This is a genomic window from Asanoa sp. NPDC050611 (genome assembly GCF_040654855.1).
Classification (GTDB): Bacteria; Actinomycetota; Actinomycetes; order Mycobacteriales; family Micromonosporaceae; genus Asanoa.
In genome coordinates, this window is record NZ_JBFAIU010000033.1 from 1 (window position 1) to 21,434 (window position 21,434).

At 71.1% G+C, this 21,434-nt stretch carries 17 protein-coding genes and 2 pseudogenes; 8 read left to right on the top strand and 11 right to left on the bottom strand.

The window, feature by feature from the left end; all coding sequences use genetic code 11:
• The 4 genes and pseudogenes from AB0H87_RS07985 to AB0H87_RS08000 all read left to right on the top strand — a co-directional run.
• Positions 1-77 (top strand): annotated as a pseudogene (locus tag AB0H87_RS07985) (pyridoxamine 5'-phosphate oxidase); the annotation flags it as partial.
• A gap of 82 nt (positions 78-159) precedes the next feature.
• Positions 160-825 (top strand): urease accessory protein UreG, encoded by a 666-nt coding sequence (gene ureG, locus AB0H87_RS07990; RefSeq protein ID WP_360141499.1) that lies wholly within the window; start codon positions 160-162, stop codon positions 823-825.
• Positions 815-1,579: an urease accessory protein UreD gene (locus tag AB0H87_RS07995; RefSeq protein ID WP_360141502.1), complete on the top strand. Its 765-nt coding sequence runs from the start codon at positions 815-817 to the stop codon at positions 1,577-1,579. The genes ureG and AB0H87_RS07995 overlap by 11 nt, the downstream gene beginning before the upstream one ends.
• Before the next feature lie 68 nt (positions 1,580-1,647).
• Positions 1,648-1,869: an Rv0909 family putative TA system antitoxin gene (locus tag AB0H87_RS08000; protein WP_360141505.1), complete on the top strand. Its 222-nt coding sequence runs from the start codon at positions 1,648-1,650 to the stop codon at positions 1,867-1,869.
• 457 nt (positions 1,870-2,326) lie between these two features.
• On the opposite strand, the gene AB0H87_RS08005 is transcribed toward AB0H87_RS08000, so the two are convergent.
• Positions 2,327-3,916 (bottom strand): MFS transporter, encoded by a 1,590-nt coding sequence (locus AB0H87_RS08005; protein WP_360141508.1) that lies wholly within the window; start codon positions 3,914-3,916, stop codon positions 2,327-2,329.
• A 243-nt stretch (positions 3,917-4,159) separates the two neighbouring features.
• Entirely contained in the window at positions 4,160-4,639 is a 480-nt protein-coding gene (locus tag AB0H87_RS08010; protein ID WP_360141511.1) for a helix-turn-helix domain-containing protein, read from the bottom strand.
• Between the two features lie 55 nt (positions 4,640-4,694).
• On the opposite strand from AB0H87_RS08010, the gene AB0H87_RS08015 reads away from it, so the two are divergent.
• On the top strand, positions 4,695-5,225 hold the full coding sequence (locus AB0H87_RS08015) for a PaaI family thioesterase (RefSeq protein ID WP_360141514.1): 531 nt from the start codon (positions 4,695-4,697) through the stop codon (positions 5,223-5,225).
• Positions 5,226-5,247: 22 nt separating this feature from the next.
• Here AB0H87_RS08015 and hisS read toward each other — a convergent pair whose 3' ends face one another.
• Together hisS and AB0H87_RS08025 are read right to left on the bottom strand one after the other, a co-directional pair.
• On the bottom strand, positions 5,248-6,567 hold the full coding sequence (gene hisS / locus AB0H87_RS08020) for a histidine--tRNA ligase (RefSeq protein ID WP_360141517.1): 1,320 nt from the start codon (positions 6,565-6,567) through the stop codon (positions 5,248-5,250).
• A gap of 6 nt (positions 6,568-6,573) precedes the next feature.
• Positions 6,574-7,278 (bottom strand): MBL fold metallo-hydrolase, encoded by a 705-nt coding sequence (locus tag AB0H87_RS08025; protein ID WP_360141520.1) that lies wholly within the window; start codon positions 7,276-7,278, stop codon positions 6,574-6,576.
• A 189-nt stretch (positions 7,279-7,467) separates the two neighbouring features.
• Between AB0H87_RS08025 and AB0H87_RS08030 the strand changes: the two genes are divergently transcribed.
• Both AB0H87_RS08030 and AB0H87_RS08035 read left to right on the top strand, forming a co-directional pair.
• Positions 7,468-8,391 carry a peptidylprolyl isomerase gene (locus AB0H87_RS08030; protein WP_360141523.1) on the top strand — a complete coding sequence of 308 codons (924 nt, stop codon included), beginning with the start codon at positions 7,468-7,470 and terminating at the stop codon, positions 8,389-8,391.
• A gap of 49 nt (positions 8,392-8,440) precedes the next feature.
• Positions 8,441-9,271: a peptidylprolyl isomerase gene (locus tag AB0H87_RS08035; protein WP_360141526.1), complete on the top strand. Its 831-nt coding sequence runs from the start codon at positions 8,441-8,443 to the stop codon at positions 9,269-9,271.
• A gap of 63 nt (positions 9,272-9,334) precedes the next feature.
• Here AB0H87_RS08035 and AB0H87_RS08040 read toward each other — a convergent pair whose 3' ends face one another.
• Genes AB0H87_RS08040 through AB0H87_RS08050 form a run of 3 tightly spaced genes read right to left on the bottom strand, consistent with a single transcriptional unit; the run spans position 9,335 to position 14,513 of the window.
• Positions 9,335-11,005, bottom strand: coding sequence for a glycosyltransferase family 39 protein (locus AB0H87_RS08040; RefSeq protein WP_360141529.1), 1,671 nt, complete (start codon positions 11,003-11,005; stop codon positions 9,335-9,337).
• Complete coding sequence (locus AB0H87_RS08045; RefSeq protein ID WP_360141532.1) at positions 11,005-12,009, bottom strand: glycosyl hydrolase; 1,005 nt, start codon at positions 12,007-12,009, stop codon at positions 11,005-11,007. The genes AB0H87_RS08040 and AB0H87_RS08045 overlap by 1 nt, the downstream gene beginning before the upstream one ends.
• Complete coding sequence (locus AB0H87_RS08050; RefSeq protein WP_360141535.1) at positions 12,006-14,513, bottom strand: glycosyltransferase family 2 protein; 2,508 nt, start codon at positions 14,511-14,513, stop codon at positions 12,006-12,008. The genes AB0H87_RS08045 and AB0H87_RS08050 overlap by 4 nt, the downstream gene beginning before the upstream one ends.
• Positions 14,514-14,629: 116 nt before the next feature.
• Between AB0H87_RS08050 and AB0H87_RS08055 the strand changes: the two genes are divergently transcribed.
• Positions 14,630-14,866, top strand: coding sequence for a hypothetical protein (locus AB0H87_RS08055; protein ID WP_360141538.1), 237 nt, complete (start codon positions 14,630-14,632; stop codon positions 14,864-14,866).
• 67 nt (positions 14,867-14,933) lie between these two features.
• On the opposite strand, the pseudogene AB0H87_RS08060 reads toward AB0H87_RS08055, so the two are convergent.
• The 4 genes and pseudogenes from AB0H87_RS08060 to secD form a co-directional block, all read right to left on the bottom strand.
• Positions 14,934-17,207 (bottom strand): annotated as a pseudogene (locus AB0H87_RS08060) (bifunctional (p)ppGpp synthetase/guanosine-3',5'-bis(diphosphate) 3'-pyrophosphohydrolase); the annotation flags it as partial.
• Between the two features lie 564 nt (positions 17,208-17,771).
• Positions 17,772-18,305: an adenine phosphoribosyltransferase gene (locus AB0H87_RS08065; RefSeq protein ID WP_360141541.1), complete on the bottom strand. Its 534-nt coding sequence runs from the start codon at positions 18,303-18,305 to the stop codon at positions 17,772-17,774.
• Positions 18,306-18,307: 2 nt separating this feature from the next.
• Complete coding sequence (gene secF / locus AB0H87_RS08070; protein ID WP_360141544.1) at positions 18,308-19,504, bottom strand: protein translocase subunit SecF; 1,197 nt, start codon at positions 19,502-19,504, stop codon at positions 18,308-18,310.
• A 1-nt stretch (position 19,505) separates the two neighbouring features.
• Complete coding sequence (gene secD, locus AB0H87_RS08075) at positions 19,506-21,431, bottom strand: protein translocase subunit SecD (protein ID WP_360141547.1); 1,926 nt, start codon at positions 21,429-21,431, stop codon at positions 19,506-19,508.
• Positions 21,432-21,434 lie beyond the last annotated feature (3 nt).

A 21,434-nucleotide genomic window follows, 5' to 3' on the forward strand; every position in this document is an offset into this window, starting at 1 on the left:
GCCTGGGCTACCTCGCGACCGTCCGCGCAGACGGCGGCCCGCGGGTGCACCCGGTCTCACCGGTGATCACCGATGACCCGGTGGACGACCTGCCCGCCGGGTCCGCCATCCTGCTCGACGTCGGCGCCGAGCAGCACGCCACCTGGGAGGTGCGTCTCTTTGCGTCCTGACCATCACGCACGGGCGGTGCGGATCGGGATCGGCGGGCCGGTCGGGTCCGGCAAGACCGCACTGGTCGCCGCGCTCTGCCGGGCCCTGGCCGCTGAGCTGCGGCTCGCGGTCGTGACCAACGACATCTACACCACGGAGGACGCCGACTTCCTGCGTCGGGCCGGCGTGCTGCCGGACGACCGGATCCGCGCGGTGGAGACCGGTTGCTGTCCGCACACGGCCATCCGCGACGACATCAGCGCCAACCTGGACGCGGTGGAGGAGCTCGAGGAGCGGCTCGGGACGCTCGACCTGATCCTGGTCGAGAGCGGCGGCGACAACCTCACCGCCACGTTCAGCAAGGGACTGGTCGACCACCAGATCTTCGTGGTCGACGTCGCCGGCGGTGACAAGGTGCCGCGCAAGGGCGGGCCGGGTGTGACCACCGCGGACCTGCTGGTCGTCAACAAGACCGACCTCGCGCCGCTGGTCGGCGCCGACCTGGGCGTGATGGCCCGCGACGCCGCCGCCCGCCGCGGCGACCTGCCGACCGTCTTCCTCACCCTGGTCGGCGACCCCGGCGCGGCGCCGGTCGCGTCGTGGGTCCGCGACCGCGTGGCGACCTCCCCCGCCAGCCCGGCGGCCGACAGACCCGCGACAGCCGGTGCGGGCTGAGGCTCGTCTGGTCGCCGAGGCGAACGGGCGCGGCGGCACCCGGCTCGCCACCGTCTACGGTGAACCGCCCCTGCTCCCCCGCCGTACCGGCAACGGCGGCGACCACGTCGAGGTCCACCTGGTCGGCGGTGCGGCGGGCCCGCTCGGCGGCGACGACCTCCGCATCCATCTCGACGTCGGCCCCGGCGCCCACCTCGTCGTGCGTACCGTCGCCGCCTCCCTCGCCCAACCGAGCCACCCGCCGGCACCGAGCACGCTCACCATCACCGCGACCGTGCGCGGCAGCCTCGCCTGGCTGCCCGAGCCGACCGTCGCGGTCGCCGGGTGTGACCACGAGACAACGTCCATCGTGGACCTGGCCGACGGCGCGGAGCTGATGTGGCGTGAGGAGCTCATCGCCGGTCGGCACGGCGAGCGGCCCGGCGACCTGACCACGAGGACGACGGTCCGCTACGCGGGGTGCACGATCCTCCGCCACGACCTCGCGATCGGCGCGCACCATGACGCCGGTCCGGCCACCATCGGGGGCGCCCGCGCCGTCGGCACCCTGCTCGTCGTCGGACGCCGTGCCCCGACGGAAAGCGAAGTCCGGAGCGCGACCGCCGCTGTCATGCCGCTCGCGCAGGGCCCGGCGGCGCTGGTGAGCGCCACCGCGCCGGATGCCACCAGGCTGAGGGAAGCGCTGGACGGGGTCACCGTTAACACACGGACGCATGATCCGAACGCTAAACCCGACATTTGCCGCAAAAACTGAGGCTCCCGTCTACGTTCTTTGGGTGTGGGCGGTCGCGTGGGGCGGCCGTTCCCCGGAGGGAGCTCGCAATGGCTATCAGCGACAGGTTCGGCGACGCCGCCGACGCGGCCAAGGAAAAGCTGGGCGAGAAGGAAGAGCGCGACCGGCTCATCGACCGGGCCGGCGACGCGGTCGACGCCCAGCCGGACGGCAAGATCGCCGACAAGGTGGACCGCGCCCAGCCCGCCGCGCGCAAGGGCGGCGACCGGGCGCAGAACCGCAAGAACAACCGGAGCAACAACAACCGGTAACCAACCACGAGGACGCGACCGGCGTCGACCGGCAACCGGCAACGACCGGCCACCGGCGGCAACCGGCGAGATCCAGTGGTCGGCAGCCACGAGCAAGCAGGCGGTGACGACCGGAAGGACGTCGACCACCAGCTGCGACTGGCGACGACCGCGGCAACCGGTGACCACCCGGCAATATCGGGCCGGTGACCGGCGGCAACCGTGACCGGCGACCGGGCAACTGGCGACATCCGGCAACCGGCACGCGATCACGGACGACGGCCGACAGGAACAGCCACGGACGACAGCCGACCACGACCGGTCACGGACGACAGCCGACCGCGACCGGTCACGCAGGGCACGACGCGGGAGCCGACCACAACGCGGCGACCGGGCAACAAACACTTCCGTTGCCGGCGGGCACACCGGAAACGGCAGACAGGCGGGTCGGGCGCTTGGGGGCGCCCGGCCCGCTGTGTCAGTCGGCGGGCAGCAGGTGCGCCACCTCGGGCGGCCCGGACGCGAGGACCCGCGCCGCCTCCTCGATCTCCCGGTCCGCGCCCGTCAGCCGATGCTCGTGCTGCCTGCGGTGCTCGTCCCAGGACGCCACCTGGTAGACCTCGACGAACGTCCCGCCGTGCTCGCCCTCCCGGAACAGCCCCCACCGGACGGCACCACTGCGCCGCCGCGAGCGCCGCACGCGGTCCATCGCCGCCCGGAACGCCACCTCGTTCTCCGGCTCCACCTGGTAGCGGAGCACCACCAGCACCGGCCCGCCGAACGGCTCGGGCTCGACGTCCAGGTGGGGCTCCAGCCAGTACGACGCCGGCGAGCGGTCCAGCCCCCCGATGTCCGGCAAGGGCCACCAGACCACCGTCGCCGCGCCGGCCAGCATCAGCGCGCCGGCCGACAGCAGGGCCACCGGCAGGTTCGTGCCCTGCGCCACCACGCCCCAGACCAGCGCCCCGACGCCCTGCCCGCCGGCGAAGACGATCTGGTAGACGCCCAGGCCGCGCGCGCGTACCCAGTTGGGCAGGAACAACTGCAGCGAGGCGTTCACGTTGGACAGCACGGTGACCCAGGCGACGCCGGCGGGGATCAACACGAGCGCGACCACCAGCTCGACCCGCACGAGACCGACGACGATGGTCACCGCGCCGAACAGCAGCGCCGCGAGGACCATCAGCCGGGTCGGCGAGAACCGCGCCCGCACCTGGGGCACCAGCGCGGCACCGGCGACGGCACCGACACCCAGCGCCGCCAGCAGCAGGCCGTAACCGCCGGGCCCGAGCCCCAGCCGCCGGCTGGCCACCAACGGCAGCAGCGCCCAGACGGCACTGCCCGGCAGCAGGAACAACGCGGCCCGCAGCAGGATCCGCCGGGTGATCACGGAATGCCGCACGTACCGGCCACCCGCCCGCACGGCGGCCGCGAACCGCTCCGGCGGCCCGAGATCGTCGTCCGGCGGCCGGCGCCACCACAGCAGCACGGCCGCGAAGACCACGAACGACAGCGAGTTGAGCAGGAACACGGCGGCCACGTCGACCCAGGCGATGATCAGGCCGGCGATCGCGGGTCCGACCGCGCGGGCCACGTTCTGGCTGATCGCGCCGAGCGCCGACGCCGACGGCAGCTGCGCCCGCGGCACGAGCTCCGGGATCACCGACTGCCACGCGGGCAACGTCAGCGCCTGCCCGGCCCCGAGCACAAAGGTCAACGTCAGCAGCAACGCGGGCGGCATCCGGTCGACCGCGGTCAGCACACCGAGCAACACCGCCACGGCGAACTGTCCGACCTGCACGGCCAGCAACATCCGCCGCCGGTCGAACGTGTCGGCCAACGCCCCGGACGGCAGCGCGAGCAGCACGATGGGCAACATGCTCGCGGTCTGCACGAGCGACACGAGCGCGTCGGCCCCGGGCGCGTCGACGAGCAACCACTGCGCGCCGACGGTCTGCATCCAGGTGCCGATGTTGGACGCCAGCAACGCCAGCCACAGCCACCGAAACGTCGCCACGGACAGCGGCGCCCACGCGGACAAGCTGCGCGGGGAAGGCTCGGGCGCCACGTCGGTCACGCTACCCGGATCGCAAGCTCCCAACCCGACGATCGATTCCGGCCAGGATCCGCGGTGGTCCGGACCGTCGCTCCCGCCGGACAAACTCGCTGACGCGTCGAGCCGGGTCCGCACCACAAAGATCAAACCCGGTCTCGCGGCCATCGCCGGCGGTTGTCGACGTCGCGCCGCCACCGTCGCCGGATCACGCGAACGCGTCGCCCGGCGCGAACACGTCCCGCGGCGTTGACGGGATCAGACCCGGCGGCGGGCGCCAGGACCCGGGCGGGCGAGGACGTCGCGGGGGTTGTCGACCTGGTGGCCAGCGGCGCAGTGAAGTTCTGAGTGGACCTCCGCGCCGCAGTCGCGGTGGACGGCGGTCAGGGGTGAGCCTTCCGTGTCCGCCAGGTAGCGGTCGCCCCACTGCAACACCGCCACCATCACCGGCCAGAGGTCGAAGCCCATTTCCGTCATGCGGTACTCGTGGCGGACCCGCGAGCCCGGCTCCTGATAGGGCACCTTGTGCAGCACTCCGCTGTCGACCAGCATCGCGAGCCGGTTGGTCAGCACCTGGCGCGGGATGTGCGTGCGTACCCGCATGTCGTCGAACCGCCGGATTCCGTTGGCGATCTCCCGCAGCACGACGAACGTCCACCGCTCCCCGAGGATCTCCATCGCCCGGCCCACCGTGCAGTTGTCGACGGACCAATCCAGAGCCACCGGTCGCGAGTTCATCCGACAACCCTAAGTCTCGTTGACAGACCCAGCAACAGGCTGGGAGGCTGGGTCCATGACTCAGACGCAGGTCGAGCGCAGCCGTACCTTCTCCTGGTCCGATCCCGCGACCAACGCCGCCCTGATCGGCAAGCGCAGCGGCCTGAGCCTGCTGCGCGACATGATCGCCGGCGAGCTGCCGCCGCCACCGGTCATGGAGCTCCTGGGCGTGACCCGGCTCGCCGTCGAGGAAGGCCGGGTCACCGTCGAGATGCCGCCCAAGGAGTTCCACTACAACCCGCTCGGCTCGGTGCACGGCGGCGTCCTCGCGACGCTGCTGGACACGGCCGCGGGCTGCGCCGTGCACACCACGCTCCCCGCGGGCGTCGGCTACACCTCGGTGGACCTGTCCGTGAAATACCTGCGCCCCGTCACCGTCGGCTCCGAGCTGCTGACCTGCGTCGGCACCGTGCTCCAGCGCGGCCGCCGCACCGCGCTCGGCGAGGCCCGGCTGACCGACGCCACGGGCCGCCTGGTCGCCCACGCGACCTCCACCTGCCTGCTCTTCGAGGTCCCGACCAACCCCCCGGCGCCACGAGCCGAATGACCCGCGGCGCCGGCCGGATCACCTAGAGCTGCGTGACGACCGGGTGGAGGTCGGACTCCGGCGGCGTCCAGGTCGCCGCGTCGGCGTCCACCTGGTCGCCGGAGCGGATGTCCTTGACCGAGTCCGGTGCGCCCGGGAACCAGACGAACGGGATGCCGCGCCGCTCGGCGTGCCGGATCTGCTTCCCGTACTTGGCCGCCGTCGGCGAGACCTCGACCGGAATCCCCCGGCGACGCAGCGCCGCCGCGATGTCGTCGGCCGCCCGGCGGTGCTCCTCGTCGGCGAGCGCGACCAGCACGCACGTCGGCACCTCGCGGGAGATGCCCAGCTTGCCCGCTCCGAACAGCAGCCCGAGCAGCCGCGTCAGGCCGATCGAGATGCCCACGCCCGGGAAGCGGTCGTTGCCCGCGCTGGCCAGGTTGTCGTAGCGCCCACCCGAGCAGATCGAACCGAACCGCTCGAAGCCGGCGAGCTGCGTCTCGTAGACCGTGCCCGTGTAGTAGTCCAGGCCACGGGCGATCTTCAGGTCGGCCACACAGAGCCCCGGTGCGTACGCCTGCGCGGTCTCCACCACCGCGACCAGCTCGGCCAGGCCCTCGTCGAGCAGCGGGTCACTGACACCCAGCGCGCGCACCGAGTCGGCGAAGGACGCGTCCGGCGCCGAGATCTCGGCCAGCGCCAGCACCGCCTTGGCCTGCGCCGGCGTCGCACCGGCGGTCTCCGCCAGCAGCTCACCGACCCGCGCCGGCCCGATCTTGTCGAGCTTGTCGACCGCGCGCAGGGCGGCCTCCGGGTCACCGATGCCGAGGCCCCGGTAGTAGCCCTCGCAGACCTTGCGGTTGTTGACCTGGATGGTCACCTTCGGGATCGGCAGGGCGCCCAGCGCGTCGCCGATCACGAGCGGCATCTCGGCCTCGTAGTGCGCCGGCAGCGTGTCGCGGTCGACCACGTCGATGTCGCACTGCACGAACTCGCGGTAGCGACCCTCCTGCGGCCGCTCGCCCCGCCACACCTTCTGGATCTGGTAGCGGCGGAACGGGAACTGCAGCTTGCCCGAGTTCTCCAGCACATAACGGGCAAAGGGCACCGTCAGGTCGAAGTGCAGCCCCAAGGAGTCCTCGGAGGACCCCGCCTCCTCCTGGAGGCGGCGCAGCACGTAGACCTCCTTCGAGGTCTCACCCTTGCGCAGCAGCTGGTCGAGCGGCTCGACGGCACGGGTCTCCAGCGGCGAGTACCCGTACAACTCGAAAACGCTCTTGATCTTGTCGAGGAACCGCTGCTCGATCATGCGTTGCGGCGGCAGCCACTCCGGAAAGCCGGAGATCGGCCGTGGCTTGCTCATCTGTCGTCATAGCCCTCTGGTCGGGGCCGGTCGCATGACTTCCAGGAGAAACGGGTTGGTCGCGCGTTCCCGGCCGATCGTGGTCGCCTCGCCGTGACCCGGCAGGACGATGGTGTCGTCGGCAAGCGGGAGGATTCGATCACGAAGGCTGGCTGTCATCGCCGTCATGCTTCCTCCCGCCAGGTCGGTGCGGCCGATCGAGCCGGCGAAGAGCACGTCACCGGAGAGGCAGACCTCGTCCGCGTCCCAGCCCCGTGCGGCGCCGGCCGGCAGCCGGAACAGCACCGACCCGCTGGTATGGCCGGGGGCGTGGTCGACGGTGATCTCGAGGCCCGCGATCGTCAGCGCCTCACCGTCGGTGAGCGGCGCGACGTCGTCGGGCTCGGTGTAGGTGAACCGGCCGCCGAAGAGCTGCGCCGGGTCCATGGACAGCGCCTTGGCCGGGTCGGCGAGCAGCTCGCGGTCGGCCGGGTGCACGTAGGCGGGGATGCCCTTGGCGCCGCAGACCGGTGCGACCGAGAAGGTGTGGTCGAGGTGGCCGTGCGTGAGCAGCACCGCGGCCGGTTGCAGGCGGTGCTCGGCCAGGATCTCGTCGAGCCGCTGCGAGATCCCGATGCCGGGGTCGACGATCACGCACTGCTCGCCCGCCGCCGCGGCCACCACGTAACAGTTGGTGCCGAAGACGTCGGACGGGAAACCCGTGATCAGCACAGTCGTCCCCTTCCGGTCGCTGTGGCCAGCCTAGCGGGCGCCGCCAGGCGATTACCGGCAGGCACGCGCCCACGGGAATCACGATCTCCGATCGCTGAAACCGCAGGACCTCTCACCATGCTCCCAGCGAATGCCCGTATGCTCACCCGGACGTTTGTGGCGCGAGGCACACCCGAAAGAGGAGTACCGGTGGCATCCAGCAGGGATCGGCAGCGGAAGCTGGCGCGAGCCAAGCTCGATCGGCAGATGGCCCGCCGGGCCGCCACGCTCCGCCGCAAGCGCCGCATCCAGGCCGGCCTCGGTGGCGCGCTGGCGCTGGTGCTGATCGGTCTCGGCGCGTTCTGGGCGCTCGGCGGCTTCGACAAGGAGCCGGAGAACACCGCGAGCGACGTGTGCGTGTGGACCCCGCAGGAGCCCGGCGTCAACGTCAACGCCAAGGACGTCGGCCTGCCGTCGACCACCGACGTGCCGACCTTCGGCACCCGCGACATGAACCTCACGACCAACGAGGGCAACGTCACGGTCTCGCTCGACCTGGCCAGCGCGCCCTGCGGCAACGCGAGCCTGGCCTACCTGGCCGGCAAGAACTTCTACGACAACACGAAGTGCCACGAGATCACCACCGAGGGCGCGCTGCACTGCGGCGACCCGAGCGGCACCAACCTGGGCGGCCCGACCTACACGTTCGCCAACGAGAACGTCCCGGACAGCGCGCCGACCCCGTCGCCGTCGGCCTCGCCGGCGCCGGGCACGCCGGCCACGTACCCCGCCGGCACGGTCGCGCTCTACCCGAACCCGCCGGGCGCCAACGGCAGCCAGTTCCTGATCTTCTTCAAGGACTTCACGCCCAGCGCCGAGCCGGCGTACCCCATTGTCGGGAAGGTCAGCGCGGGCATGGACGTCGTCGACAAGATCAGCAAGATCGGCACGGTCGACAACGGCAGCGGTGCCCAGGTCAAGCCGAAGACCGACGTGACGATCCAGACCCTGACCGTCGGCGCCGTGCAAGGCGACCAGGCGGACAGCACGCCGTCGGCCAACCCCTCGGCGGCCCCGTCCGCGACCGCGACGCCGACCGGCGCGCCGTCCGGCACGCCGACAAACGCGAGCTAAGGTCACCCCGGAAAACGCCCTGGAGCGCGGAAGCAGGAGGAGAAGTCCCGTGACGTCCACGAGAGAGCGGCAGCGCGCGGCGGCGCGGGCCCGACTCGCACAGGAGATGGCCGAACGCCAGGACAAGGCGCACAAGCGCCGGCAACGTCAGGCGTTCATCGGCGCGGGTGTGGCCCTGCTGATCGTCGCAGGCGGTGTCATCTGGCTCGTCAGCAGCCTCGGCGGCGACGACAAGACGGCTGCGAGCGGCGACCCGTCCGCGGCGCCGGTCAGCTGCGCCTGGACCGAGGTGCCGGCGGACCAGCGCACCCCGACGACCAAGGACGTCGGCGTGCCGTCGACCACCACCCCGCCGACCAGCGGCACCCAGGTGATGACCGTCGACACCAGCTTCGGCCCGGTCGAGGTGACGATGGACCTCGCGAAGTCGCCGTGCACCGCGGAGGCGTTCAGCTACCTGGCCAGCAAGCAGTTCTGGGACGGCACCAAGTGCCACCGGATGTTCCCGGGCATGCTGCAGTGCGGCGACCCGTCGGCCAAGGGCAAGGGCTACCGCGACTCCGACGGTACGGGCGGCCCGACGTTCCGCTACGCCAACGAGAACCTGCCGGTCGACCAGCGTCCGGCGTACCCGGAGGGCGTGGTGGCGCTGGCCAACAGCGGCCCCGACACCAACGGCTCGCAGTTCTTCTTCATCTACCAGGACGTCGAGCTGTCGCCGGACTACACGGTGCTCGGCAAGGTCACCAAGGGCCTGGAGAACATCAAGAAGGCCACCGAGGCCGGCCACGACGGTGCCTTCGACCCGTCGCCCGGCGGCGGCCACCCGAAGAGCGACATCGAGATCAAGACGCTGAAGGTGAGCGCGCCGGCCGCCTGACCCCGCGGCCACGATGCACGACGGCGCCCCCGGTCCGCGACCGGGGGCGCCGTCGTATGCGGGTTACTTGACCGGCGTCCGGCGGACCAGCAGGTAGATGTGGATCTCCTGGTGGTTCCAGTGCTCGGAGACCTTGAACAGGCGCCGGAGCGTGTCGGAGCGCTCGGGCTTCATGCCGACCCACGGGTCGTCGCCCTTGCTGGTGTTGACCAGCCAGATCCGGTTGCGCTTGCCGACGCAGGGCAGCGTCTGCGCGCACTCCTCGGCGCCGAAGTCGCCCCGTTCGGCGGCCGTCTTGACCTCGAACATGTCGGCCGGCCAGGCGGTGGTGTCCGAGCGCATCTCGTACTCCATGGCCCGGCGGAGCGCGCGGACGTTGCCGGCGTACGCGATGCCGTCCTCGGTCTTCGAGCCGGCGGCGACGGTCTTGGCCGCGGCCGCGAAGTCGGACTCGCCCGGCAGCACCGACTCCCGCAGCGCGTGCTGGGCCGGCAGCGTGACCAGGACGAGCGCCGCGATCACCGCCGCCGCGATGGGCAGCTGCGGCCACGAGCGGCTGCTCATGAGGCGCACGACACCGTAGATCCCGCCGGCCGCCAGCAGGGCCCAGCCGATCAGCGTGAACAGCAGGTACCGGAACAGGAACGCGTTGAGCAGCGGGTGCGTGACGAACGTGAAGACCGGGGGCACCAGCGTCCAGACGGCGAACACGATCGCGAGCTTGCCGCGCTTGGCGAACGCCAGGATCAGGACCGCCAGCAGCCCCACCCCGATCAGCGCGATGGCCGCGGGCTTCGAACCGAACAGGTCGGCCGGGAACTTCATGACGGCGTGCCGGTCCGCCTTGATCCAGCCGATCGCGTCGCTCTGGCCGGATCCCGCGTAGGCCATCGGCATCGCCAACGACGCGATCAACGCGAGGGCGCCCAGCGACTTCCAGAGCCGCACGTCCCGGTCGGACCGCTGGTAGCGGAACCAGGTCAGCAGGATGTGCGGGAACAGGATCAGCACCGAGATCAGGTGGAAGGCCGCGGTGAGTCCCACCGCCACGGCGTACAACAGCCAGAAGCCCCAGACCGGGCGCTCGAGGGCGATCATCAGCAGCCAGGTCGCCAGGGCGGCGAACGCCACGGCGAAGGCGTACGACCGGGCCTCCTGGCTGTACCGGGTGACGGTCGGGATCAGCGCGAAGACGAGCCCGGCGACCAGGCCGGCGTTCGTGTTGAGCAGGCGCTGACCGACCAGCGCGACGAACCCGGCGGCGAACGCCATCGCGACGACCGACGGGAGCCGGAGCATCGCGATCGAGTCGCCGGCGACGGACATCCAGCCGTGCATGAACACGTAGTAGAGGCCGAGCACCCGGTCGACGTTGTCGAGCAGCTTGAACAGGTCGTCAAAGGACAGCGTCGCGGCGTGGTACGTGGCGTACTCGTCGTTCCAGAGGTTGCGCTGCCCGACGCCCTGCCAGCCGATCGCGAAGCACACCACGGCCGGCGCGAGGAACAGCAGCCACTGCTTCCAGCCGGGGATGCGCAGCCCGGGCGCCGCGGTCGGGGTCGGCTCCTCCGGCGGCGGCTCGTCCTTGACCCGCGGGAGCAACGTGGTGCCGGTCGGCGTGTAGCGGAGGATCTGCGTGTGGTCCTCGGCCCGCACCCCGCGCTTGACGACGAGCGTGGGCGGCTCATCGTCGCGGCCGGCTGCGTGCCGTCGCGATGTGGTCTGGTCCGCCATCAGCAGGAGACCCCGGACTTCGCCAAGGTGGTACGGAACGCGGCGAGGTTGCCCTCGGTGTCGTCGAAGCTCCACTGCCCGTCGCGGTTGACCTGGTTCCAGATGAAGCCCGCGATCCGCGAGTTCTCCTTCAGCCAGGGGCCGAACGCCTTGAGCCAGCCGCGTTTGTCGGGCCCGGGCTGGACACCGACCTCGGTCAGCAGGATGGGGTCCTTGGTCAGGGCGTCCACGAGCTTGAGCGTGTCCCGGTAGGTCTTCGCCGGGTTGGGCTCGTCGACGCCGTAGCCGGTCAGGCCGACCACGTCGACGTAGTCCTCGCCCGGCCAGAACTCCTTGATCGTCTTGCTGCTGGTGCCGCGGATGATGTTCGGCGACCACACCCACAGGGCGTTGGTCGCACCCATGGCACGGAACAGGTCGACCACGTGCTTGTACGCCTTGACGTACTCGCCCTTGCGGTTGCCGTTCTTGGTGCCCCACGGGTACCAGTGGCCGTTCATCTCGTGCGCCCAGCGCAGGAGGATCGGCTTGCGGTACGCGACGACGGCCTTCGCCATCTCCGCGTACTGCTCGTCCCAGGTGCCGTCGATGGTCTTCGCGAGCTTCCAGTCGGGCTGGTTCTCGTCGCCGCCGCTCTTCCACGGCTCGATCGACAGCAGGGGTACGCCCGGCACCTCGTTCAGCGTCTTCGCGGAGATGCCGTTCTCGACCGACGAGAACACCTTGAGCAGGGTGGGCCGGCAGTCGACGGACTTCTCGATGTCGTCGACGGCCTGCTCCGTGCGGTCCTTGAGCATCACGCCGAACAGCGGGTGCTCACCGAGGACGTCGCTGACCTTGGCCACGACCGGCTTCTCGGCCGTCGCGGTCGGCTCGGGACCACCGTCGGCGCCGCCCTGGGCGTCGTCCGACGAGCTCCACAGCCCGCAGGCGGTCAGGGAGAGGCCCACCGCGACGGTGGTCGCGACGGCGACACCCACGCGGCGCAGGATGCTGGCCTTCACCAGGCACGCTCCAGATGATGTGGCGGTTCGGGGCGGTGCGGGTCCGGGTACGTGTCGTCGTCGTGCGGTTCCCGCTGCGCGGGTGGACGCGTCGACCCGCGCTGCCAACCCGGCGCCTGGCCGGCCGGCGTCTGGCCGCCGTGCGGTGCCGGGCGCTGCTGGTGGCCGGCGTGCGGCGCCGGGGGCTGCTGCTGCGTCCACGGTGGCTGCTGCTGCCCGCGGTGCGACGGCTGGTGAGCCGCCGGCGCACCGGGCGGCTGCCCGTGGTGGCCGCCGGGCTGGTGGCCCGGGTGGCCGTGCTGGTAGCCGGGCTGGGCCCGGCCCGGGTGGGCGTGGCCGGGTTGGACGTGGCTGGGTTGGACGTGGCCCGGGTGGGCGTGGCTGGGCTGGACGTGGCTCGGGTGGACGTGGCCGGGGTGGACCGCCTCGTGCTGGACCGCCTGGTGCGCCTGCTGGGCGTACCCGGCGGGCGCCGGCCGCGGGGCTGCCCGCTCGCCGCCCGTTCGACCGGTGCCGTTCGCGTCCCAGCTGGCGCCCTGCGGCACGAGCGCGTGCCGCGGGTCGTCGGCGCCCCACCGGGCGGGCTCGGGCATCGGGGGCACGCGCGGGACGGACTGTGCCGGTCGGGCGGGCTCGGGCATCGGGGGCACGCGCGGGACGGACTGGGCCGGCCGGGCGGCCGCCTGCGCGGGCACCACGGGCCGGGCGGCGGCCTGCACCGGCATCGCCGGTCGGGCAGCGGCCTGCGCCGGTCGGGCCATCGCCTGCGCCGGCGCCATGGGCCGGGCGGCCACGGGAGCGGGCGCGGCCTGGCGGGCCTTCGCCGCGTCGCGCATGGCGACCCACTTACGCTCCGCCTCGGCCACGAACGGACCGCGGTCGGTCACCTCGATCGGCGGGACGGCCTCGCGGATGCCGTACGAGGGCAGCAGGAGCGGGAAGACGAAGTAGAGCTGGACGGCGGCGAGCAGCGCGGTCGTCCACAGCGAGCCGATGCCGTACTCGGGGAGGCGCAGCGCGAGGCCCGACCAGAGCAGCAGCTGCACGATGACCACCCAGCTGCGCAGCAGCCGGGATACCCGCTCGGGCGCTCCCTTCTTCTTCGCCTTGGGCTGCTTGCTCACGGCGCCGGTCGGCACCCACTCCTGGACCTTGGCCCGCAGCGCGTCGCCGATCGCGATGACGTGGCACGCCGAGTTGATCATGCAGAGCCGGAAGATCTCCGGACGCCAGCCCCGGGCCATCAAGGGGAAGATCAGCAGGGTGGCCAGCAGCGCCGGGATCATCGGCAGGTAGTTGTGCGGCAGCACCTTGTCCGGGAAGAACCAGAGCATGGTCAGCGTCGGGAACGGCGCGGTGACCAGCAGGCCGGCGGAGGCCATGTAGTAGAAGAACGCGGCCCAGAACGCCATCCGCTGCTGCCAGTTGAACTTGGCGTCGCGGAAGTGCTTCTCGGTCATCAGCAGCATCGAGGACCGGCACCAGCGCTGCTGCTGGTTGGTGATCGCCGACCAGGTGTCCGGCGCCACGCCCTTGGCCAGCGCGAGCGGCAGGTAGCGGGTCTCCCAGCCACCGGTCCACAGCTTCACGCCGGAGTTGACGTCCTCGCCCAGCGGCACGCGGGCGAAGCCGCCCACCGACTCGACGGCGTCCCGGCGGTAGACCACGTTGGTGCCGGCGCAGATCGCCGCGCGCCACACGTCACGGGCCGGCTGGATCCACCGGAAGAAGACCTCCTGGAGGCTGCCGGCACCACGCTGGACGTAGTTCATCCAGGGCGAGATGTCGAAGTACTGCGCCGTCTGCACGATGCCGGTCCGCGGGTAGACCTGCATGTAGGGCACGGTCTCCTTGAGGAAGTCCGGCCGCGGCGCGAAGTCGGCGTCGAACACGACACCGAACCGGCCCATCGACAAGCCGAAGGCGTTGATCATGTTGCCGGCCTTCTTCAGCCAGCCCCGCTCGCCCTCGCGCGGCTCCCGCCCGGGCGGCGCGTCGCGCCGGCGCACGTAGACGAAGCCGAACTCCAGCGCCATCGCCTCGACCTCGGGGCGCGGGTCACCGTCGTCGAGCAGGTAGCGCATCACCGGGGCGTGCCACTCCAGGGCCGCCACGGTCCGGCAGGTGTTGCGCAGCACGGGGATCGGTTCGCCGCAGATCGGCACCCAGATGTCGACGGTGTCGCCCGGGTCCGGCTGGTACTTGGCGAGGACCGCCTTGTGCTGCTCGAGCGTCAGCCGCGGCTTGTGGCTGCGCAGCCAGAAGTTGACCAGCACCGGCATGACCATGATGGGCAACACGAGCAGCGCCGGCGTCGTGAGCGGCGACTTGAGCGCCACCATCACATAGCCGTAGAGGATCCCGAGCGCGGAGACGAAGATCCAGGCGAAGATCCACGGCTTCGGCTTCTGGAAGTAGCTGTATTTCTCCGCGTCGGACGGCGGCTCTGGGACGTAGACGGGAGCGGTGTCGGAGTCGACCGGCACATGCTGACGCCTACCCACGCCCACACCACTCCCTTCCGCGCCTGACCAGAGATCAGGGCCAGCCCCGGCAGGCTGGACGCGTTGAACCACCCATGGAGGGTATGCGGCCACCCCCCGGCTCGCACGATCGGAACATGAGCCAGTTTGCCCACTCAAGCGACCAGAATGAGACAAGCATCACTGCGATCTCGGCCGATCGAAGGATTGTGGACGGCCGATCGGCGGACCTGGTCGAGGCCGGAGGGAGGACGTTCCTGATCCGCATTGCCGGGATCGCGGCGATCCGCCCGATCGGTCCCGAGCACGCGGAGTATCGCTCTCTGGTTAATGGAGACGCGGCGATCGGTGCCAACGTTGCAGAAGTGTTGTAAACCACACCGGGTGCGGCAAACCGCCGGGCCCCGACAGCGTGTCAGGGCCCGGTCACGCGTGCGTCAGTCAGGCGCCGGAGGTCACGCGGTAGGCGTCGAAGACGCCGTCCACCTTGCGCACCGCGGCCAGCAGATGGCCCAGGTGCTTGGGGTCGGCCATCTCGAAGCTGAACCGGCTCACCGCCACCCGGTCGCGGGTCGTGGTGACCGTCGCCGACAGGATGTTGACCCGCTCGTCGGAGAGCACGCGGGTCACGTCGGCGAGCAGCTTGTGCCGGTCGAGCGCCTCGACCTGGATCGCGACCAGGAACGTCGACGCCGACGTGAGCTTCCAGCTCACCTCGAGCACCCGCTCGGGCTGTGCCTTCAGGTCTTCGGCGTTGGCGCAGTCCTCGCGGTGCACCGACACCCCGCCGGAGCGGGTGACGAAGCCGAACACCGCGTCCGGCGGCACCGGCGTGCAACACCGGGCCAGCTTGATCCAGACGTCGCTGACGCCCTTGACCACGACACCCGGGTCGTGGCCGGCGGTGCGGCTGCGCGGCGGGCGGGTGGCGACGGCGGTCTCGGCCAGGTCCTCGGCCGCGCCCTCTTCCCCGCCGTAGGAGGCCATCAGGCGCTGCACCACGGACTGCGCCGACACCTGGTTGTCGCCGACCGCCGCGTAGAGCGACGCGACGTCGGCCAGGTGCAGGTCGCGGGCGATGGTCATCAGGTTGTCGGTCGTCAGCATGCGCTGCAGCGGCACGCCCTGCTTGCGCATCGCCTTGACGATCGCGTCCTTGCCGGCCTCGATCGCCTCTTCGCGGCGCTCCTTGTTGAAGTACTGCCGGATCTTCGTGCGCGCCCGCGGCGACTTGACGAAGCCGAGCCAGTCCTGGGTGGGGCCGGCCGTGTCGGACTTCGACGTGAAGATCTCGATCACGTCGCCGTTGGACAGCGTCGACTCCAGCGGCACTAGCTTGCCGTTGACCCGGGCGCCGATGCACTTGTGGCCGACCTCGGTGTGCACCGCGTAGGCGAAGTCGACCGGTGTCGAGCCCGTCGGCAGCGGTATCACGTCGCCCTTGGGCGTGAAGACGTAGACCTCCTGGCTGGAGAGGTCGAACCGGAGCGCGTCGAGGAACTCGCTCGGGTCGCTCGCCTCCCGCTGCCAGTCGAGCAACTGGCGCAGCCAGGTCATCTCGTCGATGTGCGCCGGCGGGCCGACGATCGTCGCGCCCTTCTGCTCCTTGTACTTCCAGTGCGCGGCGATGCCGAACTCCGCGGTGCGGTGCATCGCGTACGTGCGGATCTGCATCTCGACGGGCTTGCCGGTCGGACCGATCACGGTCGTGTGCAGCGACTGGTACATGTTGAACTTCGGCATCGCGATGTAGTCCTTGAACCGGCCCGGCACGGGCTGCCAGTTCGCGTGGATCACACCGAGCGCCGCGTAGCAGTCCCGGACGGTGTCGACCAGGATGCGGACGCCGACGAGGTCGTAGATGTCGTTGAAGTCGCGACCCCGCACGATCATCTTCTGGTAGATCGAGTAGAGGTGCTTCGGCCGGCCGGTGGTCTCCGCCTTGATCTTCGCGGAGCGCAGGTCGGTGTGCACCTTCTGGGTCACCTGGCGCAGCAGCGCCTCGCGCTGGGGCTGGTGCTCACCGATCAGGCGGTTGATCTCCTCGAACCGCTTCGGGAACAGCGTGCCGAACGCCAGGTCCTCGAGCTCCCACTTGATCGTGTTCATACCGAGGCGGTGGGCCAGCGGCGCGAGGATCTCCAGCGTCTCCTTGGCCTTCTGCTCCTGCTTGGGCCGCGGGAGGAAGGTCAGGGTGCGCATGTTGTGCAGCCGGTCGGCCAGCTTGATCACCAGGACGCGCGGGTCCTTGGCCATCGCGACGACCATCTTGCGGATCGTCTCGGCCTTGGCCGCGTCGCCGAGCTTGACCTTGTCGAGCTTGGTGACGCCGTCGACGAGCAGCGCGACCTCGCCACCGAAGTCGGTGCGCATCGAGTCGAGCGTGTAGTCGGTGTCCTCGATGGTGTCGTGCAGCAGCGCGGCGACCAGCGTGGTGGTGTCCATCCCGAGGTTGGCCAGGATGGTCGCGACCGCCAGCGGGTGGGTGATGTAGGGGTCGCCGGACTTCCGGTATTGCCCGGAGTGCCAGCGGGCGGCCGTGTCGAACGCGCGCTGCAGCAGCCGGGCGTCGGCCTTGGGGTGGCTCGCCCGGTGGGTCGCGATCAGCGGCTCGAGCACCTCGCTGACCTGCGGCGCCTGCCAGGGTGCGTTGAACCGGGCCAGCCGCGCCCGGACCCGCCGCCCGGTGGGCGTGCCGGCCAGGCCGAAGCCGCCGCTCTCGCTGGCGGCGGTGGCCCGCTCGCGGAACGGCACCACGACGCCGCTTTCGGCGTCGGCGCCCTCGTCGTCGACCTCGTAGGGCGAACGGCCGTTGGCCGGCCACTCCACGGTCGACTCGGTGTCCTCCTCGACCTCGTCGGCCGCGGGGTCGGCGGTCGTCGCCTGCGCCGCGTCGTCCTTCTTGTCGGGCGTGACCGTGGCGGCCGCGCCGACGTTGCCGCCGGGCCGGGCCGCGGTGACGATCGGGGCGCCGGGTGCGCCCCCGGTGCCGTTGCTCTCGGGAGCCTCGGTCTCGGGGCGTGCGTCGGTGACGGCCGGGGTCGACTCTTCCGTCGATAGCCCGGTCGTGTGCTCTGCCTCGCCGGTCGGGCGCGTCGCGCCTGCCACCGGTGGGGCGACGTCGTGGGACACCGGCCTCCTCAACACCTCGCGATCCACCGACCGTATCGGGCCGGCAACACCTGCGCTAGCCAGGTGGTGGCGATCCGTGCCGGGTCGGGACCGGGCGCCCCCAATTCTACCCGTCCGGCCGATCCCGCCCGGAATGGCAGAGACCGACTAAACGGTCAAAAGGGTGTGTACGTCGCGAGGGGCGAGTCGCTCCCGACCGTGTAGGAACGCTAACTCGATCAACACGCTGAAGCCCGTGACGATTCCCCCGGCCTGCTCGATCAGCGCGAGAGTGGCCTCGGCCGTGCCGCCCGTGGCCAGCACGTCGTCGACCACCAGGATCCGCTGGCCCGGCTCGATCGCGTCCCGGTGCACCTCGAGGGTGGCCTCGCCGTACTCCAGCGCGTACGAGGCGGCCAGCACCTCCCGGGGCAGCTTGCCGGCCTTGCGCACCGGCAGCACGCCGGCGCCGGTCGCGTACCCGATCGCGCCCGCGAGCAGGAACCCGCGGGCCTCGACCCCCGCGACCACGTCGAACGACGACCGGCCGTGGTGGTCGACGATGCCATCGACCACCTGCCGGAACGCCGGGCCGTCCTCGAACAGCGGGGTGATGTCCTTGAACAGGATGCCGGCATGCGGGAAGTCGGGCACGTCGATGACGTGCCTGACCACCAGCTCGGCGAGTGCCTTCTCGTCCACGGTCAGCGGCGCTTGCCGCCTGGGCGGTTGCCGCCCGGACGCCCGCCGCGGCCACCGCCGGAGCGCTTGGCCCCGGTCGGCCGCGAGCCGACCTTCGGTGCCGAGCCGGCCAGCGCGCCGACCTCGGAAGCCTGCTCGGGCGCGGCCTGGCGGGGCTGCCGGGCCGCGGCCGGCGCGGCCTCGCCCTTCTTCGGCGCGACCTCGCCGCGGGCGATCGCCGCCCGGCGGGCCAGCACGCGCTTGGTGTGCGCCTGGATGCGCGGCTCGAACTCCTTGAGCGTGACCAGCACCGGCGTGGCGAAGAAGATCGACGAGTAGACCGCGACGGCCATACCGACGAACAGCACCAGGCCCAGGTCGGCCAGCGTGCTCGCGCCGCTCAGGCCGGCGATCAGCAGGCCGCCGACCGGGAGCAGCGCGACCAGACCGGTGTTGATCGACCGCATCAGGGTCTGGTTGATCGCGAGGTTCGCGGCCTCGCCGTACGTCGTCGTGCCGCTCGCCGTGATGCCTCTGGTGTTCTCCTGGACCTTGTCGAACACCACGACCACGTCGTAGAGGGCGAAGCCGAGGATCGTCAGGAAACCGATGATGGTCGCCGGCGTCACCTCGAACTTGGCTAAGGAGTAGAGACCGGCGGTCAGCACCAGGTTGAGCAACAGCGAGGAGACGGCGGCGACCGCCATCCGCCACTCGAAGCGCAGGATCAGGTAGACCATCACCAGCGCCACGAAGATCACCAGACCGAGCAGCGCGCGCTCGGTGACCTGCTTGCCCCAGGCCGCGCTGACCGCGCTGTCGTTGATCTCCTCGGACGGGACGCCCAGCTCCTGTGCGATCTGGTCCTTCACAGCGGTGATCTTGTTGGCGTCGAGCTCCGAGGTGCGGATCTCGTACCACGCCTGACCGCCCCGGCCGACCTCCGTCGCCGGCAGCGCGGTGGCCTCGGTGTTGTTGTCGGCCAGCGCCTTGTCGACGGCGTCCTGCGCGTCGCTGAGCGTGACGCTGTTGCTCGCCGGGACGATGAACTGGTTGCCACCGGCGAACTCGATGCCGAGCGTGAACCGGTTGATCCCGAAGCTCAGCAGCGCCACCAGGATCAGCGCGCCCGCGACGCCGAACCAGATCTTCCGCTTGCCGATCAGGTTGAGACCGGCCTCACCGCGGTAGAGCCGGTTGGCCAAACCCGACTTGGACATCTCAGGCCTCCTTGGCACGTCGCGACGTGCGCGTACGCGGGTTGCGCGGCTCGTCGCCGTCGTCGTCGTGCTGTTGCTCGAGGATCCGGCCGAGGCCGCTGACCCGCGGTGAGAGGAACGCCTTGGTGTTGGCGAACATCGTCATGATCGGGTGTCGGAAGAGGAACACGACGACCAGGTCGAGGATGGTGGCCAGGCCCAGCGCGAACGCGAAGCCCTTCACCGTGCCGACCGAGACGATGTAGAGCACCACCGCCGCCATGATCGAGATGGCGTTGGCCGAGATGATCGTCCGGCGGGCACGGGCCCAGGCCCGGGGCACCGCACTGCGCGGCGACCGGCCCTCACGTATCTCGTCTTTCAGACGTTCGAAGTAGATGACGAACGAGTCCGCCGCCACACCGAGCGAGACGATGAAGCCCGCGATGCCGGCGAGGGTCAGCGTGAAGCCGATCTGGCGGCCGAGGAACACCAGCGCGCCGAAGACGAGACCGGCGGAGAGCACCAGGCTCAGCACGATCACGGTGCCCAGCAGGCGGTAGTAGAAGAACGCGTAGATCGCGACCAGCAGCAGGCCGATGCCCGCGGCGATCAGACCGGCCCGGAGGTATTCGGCGCCGAGGGTCGGCGAGAGGTTCTCCTGGTCGGCGGCCGTGAAGGTGAGCGGCAGCGCGCCGTACCGGAGCTGGCCGGCCAGCTCGTCGGCGCTCTGCGAGGTGAAGCTGCCGGAGATCTGCGAGTCGCCGGTCAGCACGCCCTGGATCTCGGGCGCCGAGATGATCCCGTTGTCGAGCACCACCGCGACGAGGCAGTTGCCGTTCTGCAGGGTCGACTGGTCACAGGTCTGACCGCTGTTCTGGTACGCCTCGCGGGTCAGCGCCGTCCACTTCTCCTGGCCGTCGCCCTTGAAGTCGAGGCTGACCACCCACTGGCCCTGCTGGTCGATCTGCGCGTTGGCGCCGCCGACGTCGGTGCCGGACACCTTCGACACGTCGAGCAGGTACTTGCCGCCGGCCTGGCAGGAGACCGCCTGCTGGTCGACCTTGCTGATCGAGCCGGGCGGTCGCTTGTCAAGCTGGTCACAGGTGATCGTCGGCACGTTGAACTGCATCTGCGGCGTCAGCACCGCGACCTCGGTCGGGCTGAGCTGGCCGAACGGCTTGAGCGACTCGGTCACGGCCGGGTCGGTGCCCGGGTCCGGCGCCTGCAGGCCGCTGGCGGCCGCCCACGCGGCGGGGCCGACCTTGGCCTCGACGGCCTTGCGGGCCGCCTCGACGTCGGCCGGCACCGGGGCCGGCGCGGCCGAGCCGGACGGTGCCGGGTTCGGGGTGGCGCTAGGTGCGTTCGCCGTGGGGGTCGGCGTCGGGGTCGCGGTCGCCTCCGCGCCGCCGCCCGAGCCGCCGGTGCCCGGCGTGGCGGTGGCCGACGGGGCTCCGGTCGCGGCGGGCGGTGCCGTCGGCGTGCCGCTCGGGTTCGGGTTGGGCGAACCGGAGGGCGCCGGGGTCGCGGTCGGCGCCGGGGCTGGCCCGGTGCCGTTGGTGATGTTGATGACCTTCCGGAACCGCAGCTCGGCGGTCTGGGCGATGCCGCTCAGGTCGGCGTTCTTGCCCGGGAGGGAGACGACGATGTTGCGGTTGCCCTCGGTGACCACCTCGGCCTCGGCCACACCGCGCGCGTTGACCCGCTGCTCGATGATGTCCCGGGCCTGGTCGAGCGACTCCGCCGACGGCGGGCGGTTGCCCTCGGTCGTCGCCTGGAGCGTCATCCGGGTGCCGCCGACCAGGTCGAGACCCAGCTTCGGGTGCAATCGGTCCTGCACGCTGCCGCTGGCACCTGCGAAGAACACCAGGGCGTAGAGGACGACGAAGAGGCCCGCGAGGACGGCTATCTGCCGCCCCGGGTGCATCTGTCGCTGAGGTGGTGCCACGGC

Bases quoted from the DNA above. Each gene is read 5' to 3' on its own strand.
- AB0H87_RS08000 (WP_360141505.1), top strand. From the start codon at position 1,648: ATGGCTATCAGCGACAGGTTCGGCGACGCCGCCGACGCGGCCAAGGAA.
- AB0H87_RS08010 (WP_360141511.1), bottom strand. From the start codon at position 4,639: ATGAACTCGCGACCGGTGGCTCTGGATTGGTCCGTCGACAACTGCACG.
- AB0H87_RS08015 (WP_360141514.1), top strand. From the start codon at position 4,695: ATGACTCAGACGCAGGTCGAGCGCAGCCGTACCTTCTCCTGGTCCGAT.
- hisS (WP_360141517.1), bottom strand. From the start codon at position 6,567: ATGAGCAAGCCACGGCCGATCTCCGGCTTTCCGGAGTGGCTGCCGCCG.
- AB0H87_RS08040 (WP_360141529.1), bottom strand. From the start codon at position 11,005: ATGGCGGACCAGACCACATCGCGACGGCACGCAGCCGGCCGCGACGAT.
- AB0H87_RS08055 (WP_360141538.1), top strand. From the start codon at position 14,630: ATGAGCCAGTTTGCCCACTCAAGCGACCAGAATGAGACAAGCATCACT.
- secF (WP_360141544.1), bottom strand. From the start codon at position 19,504: ATGTCCAAGTCGGGTTTGGCCAACCGGCTCTACCGCGGTGAGGCCGGT.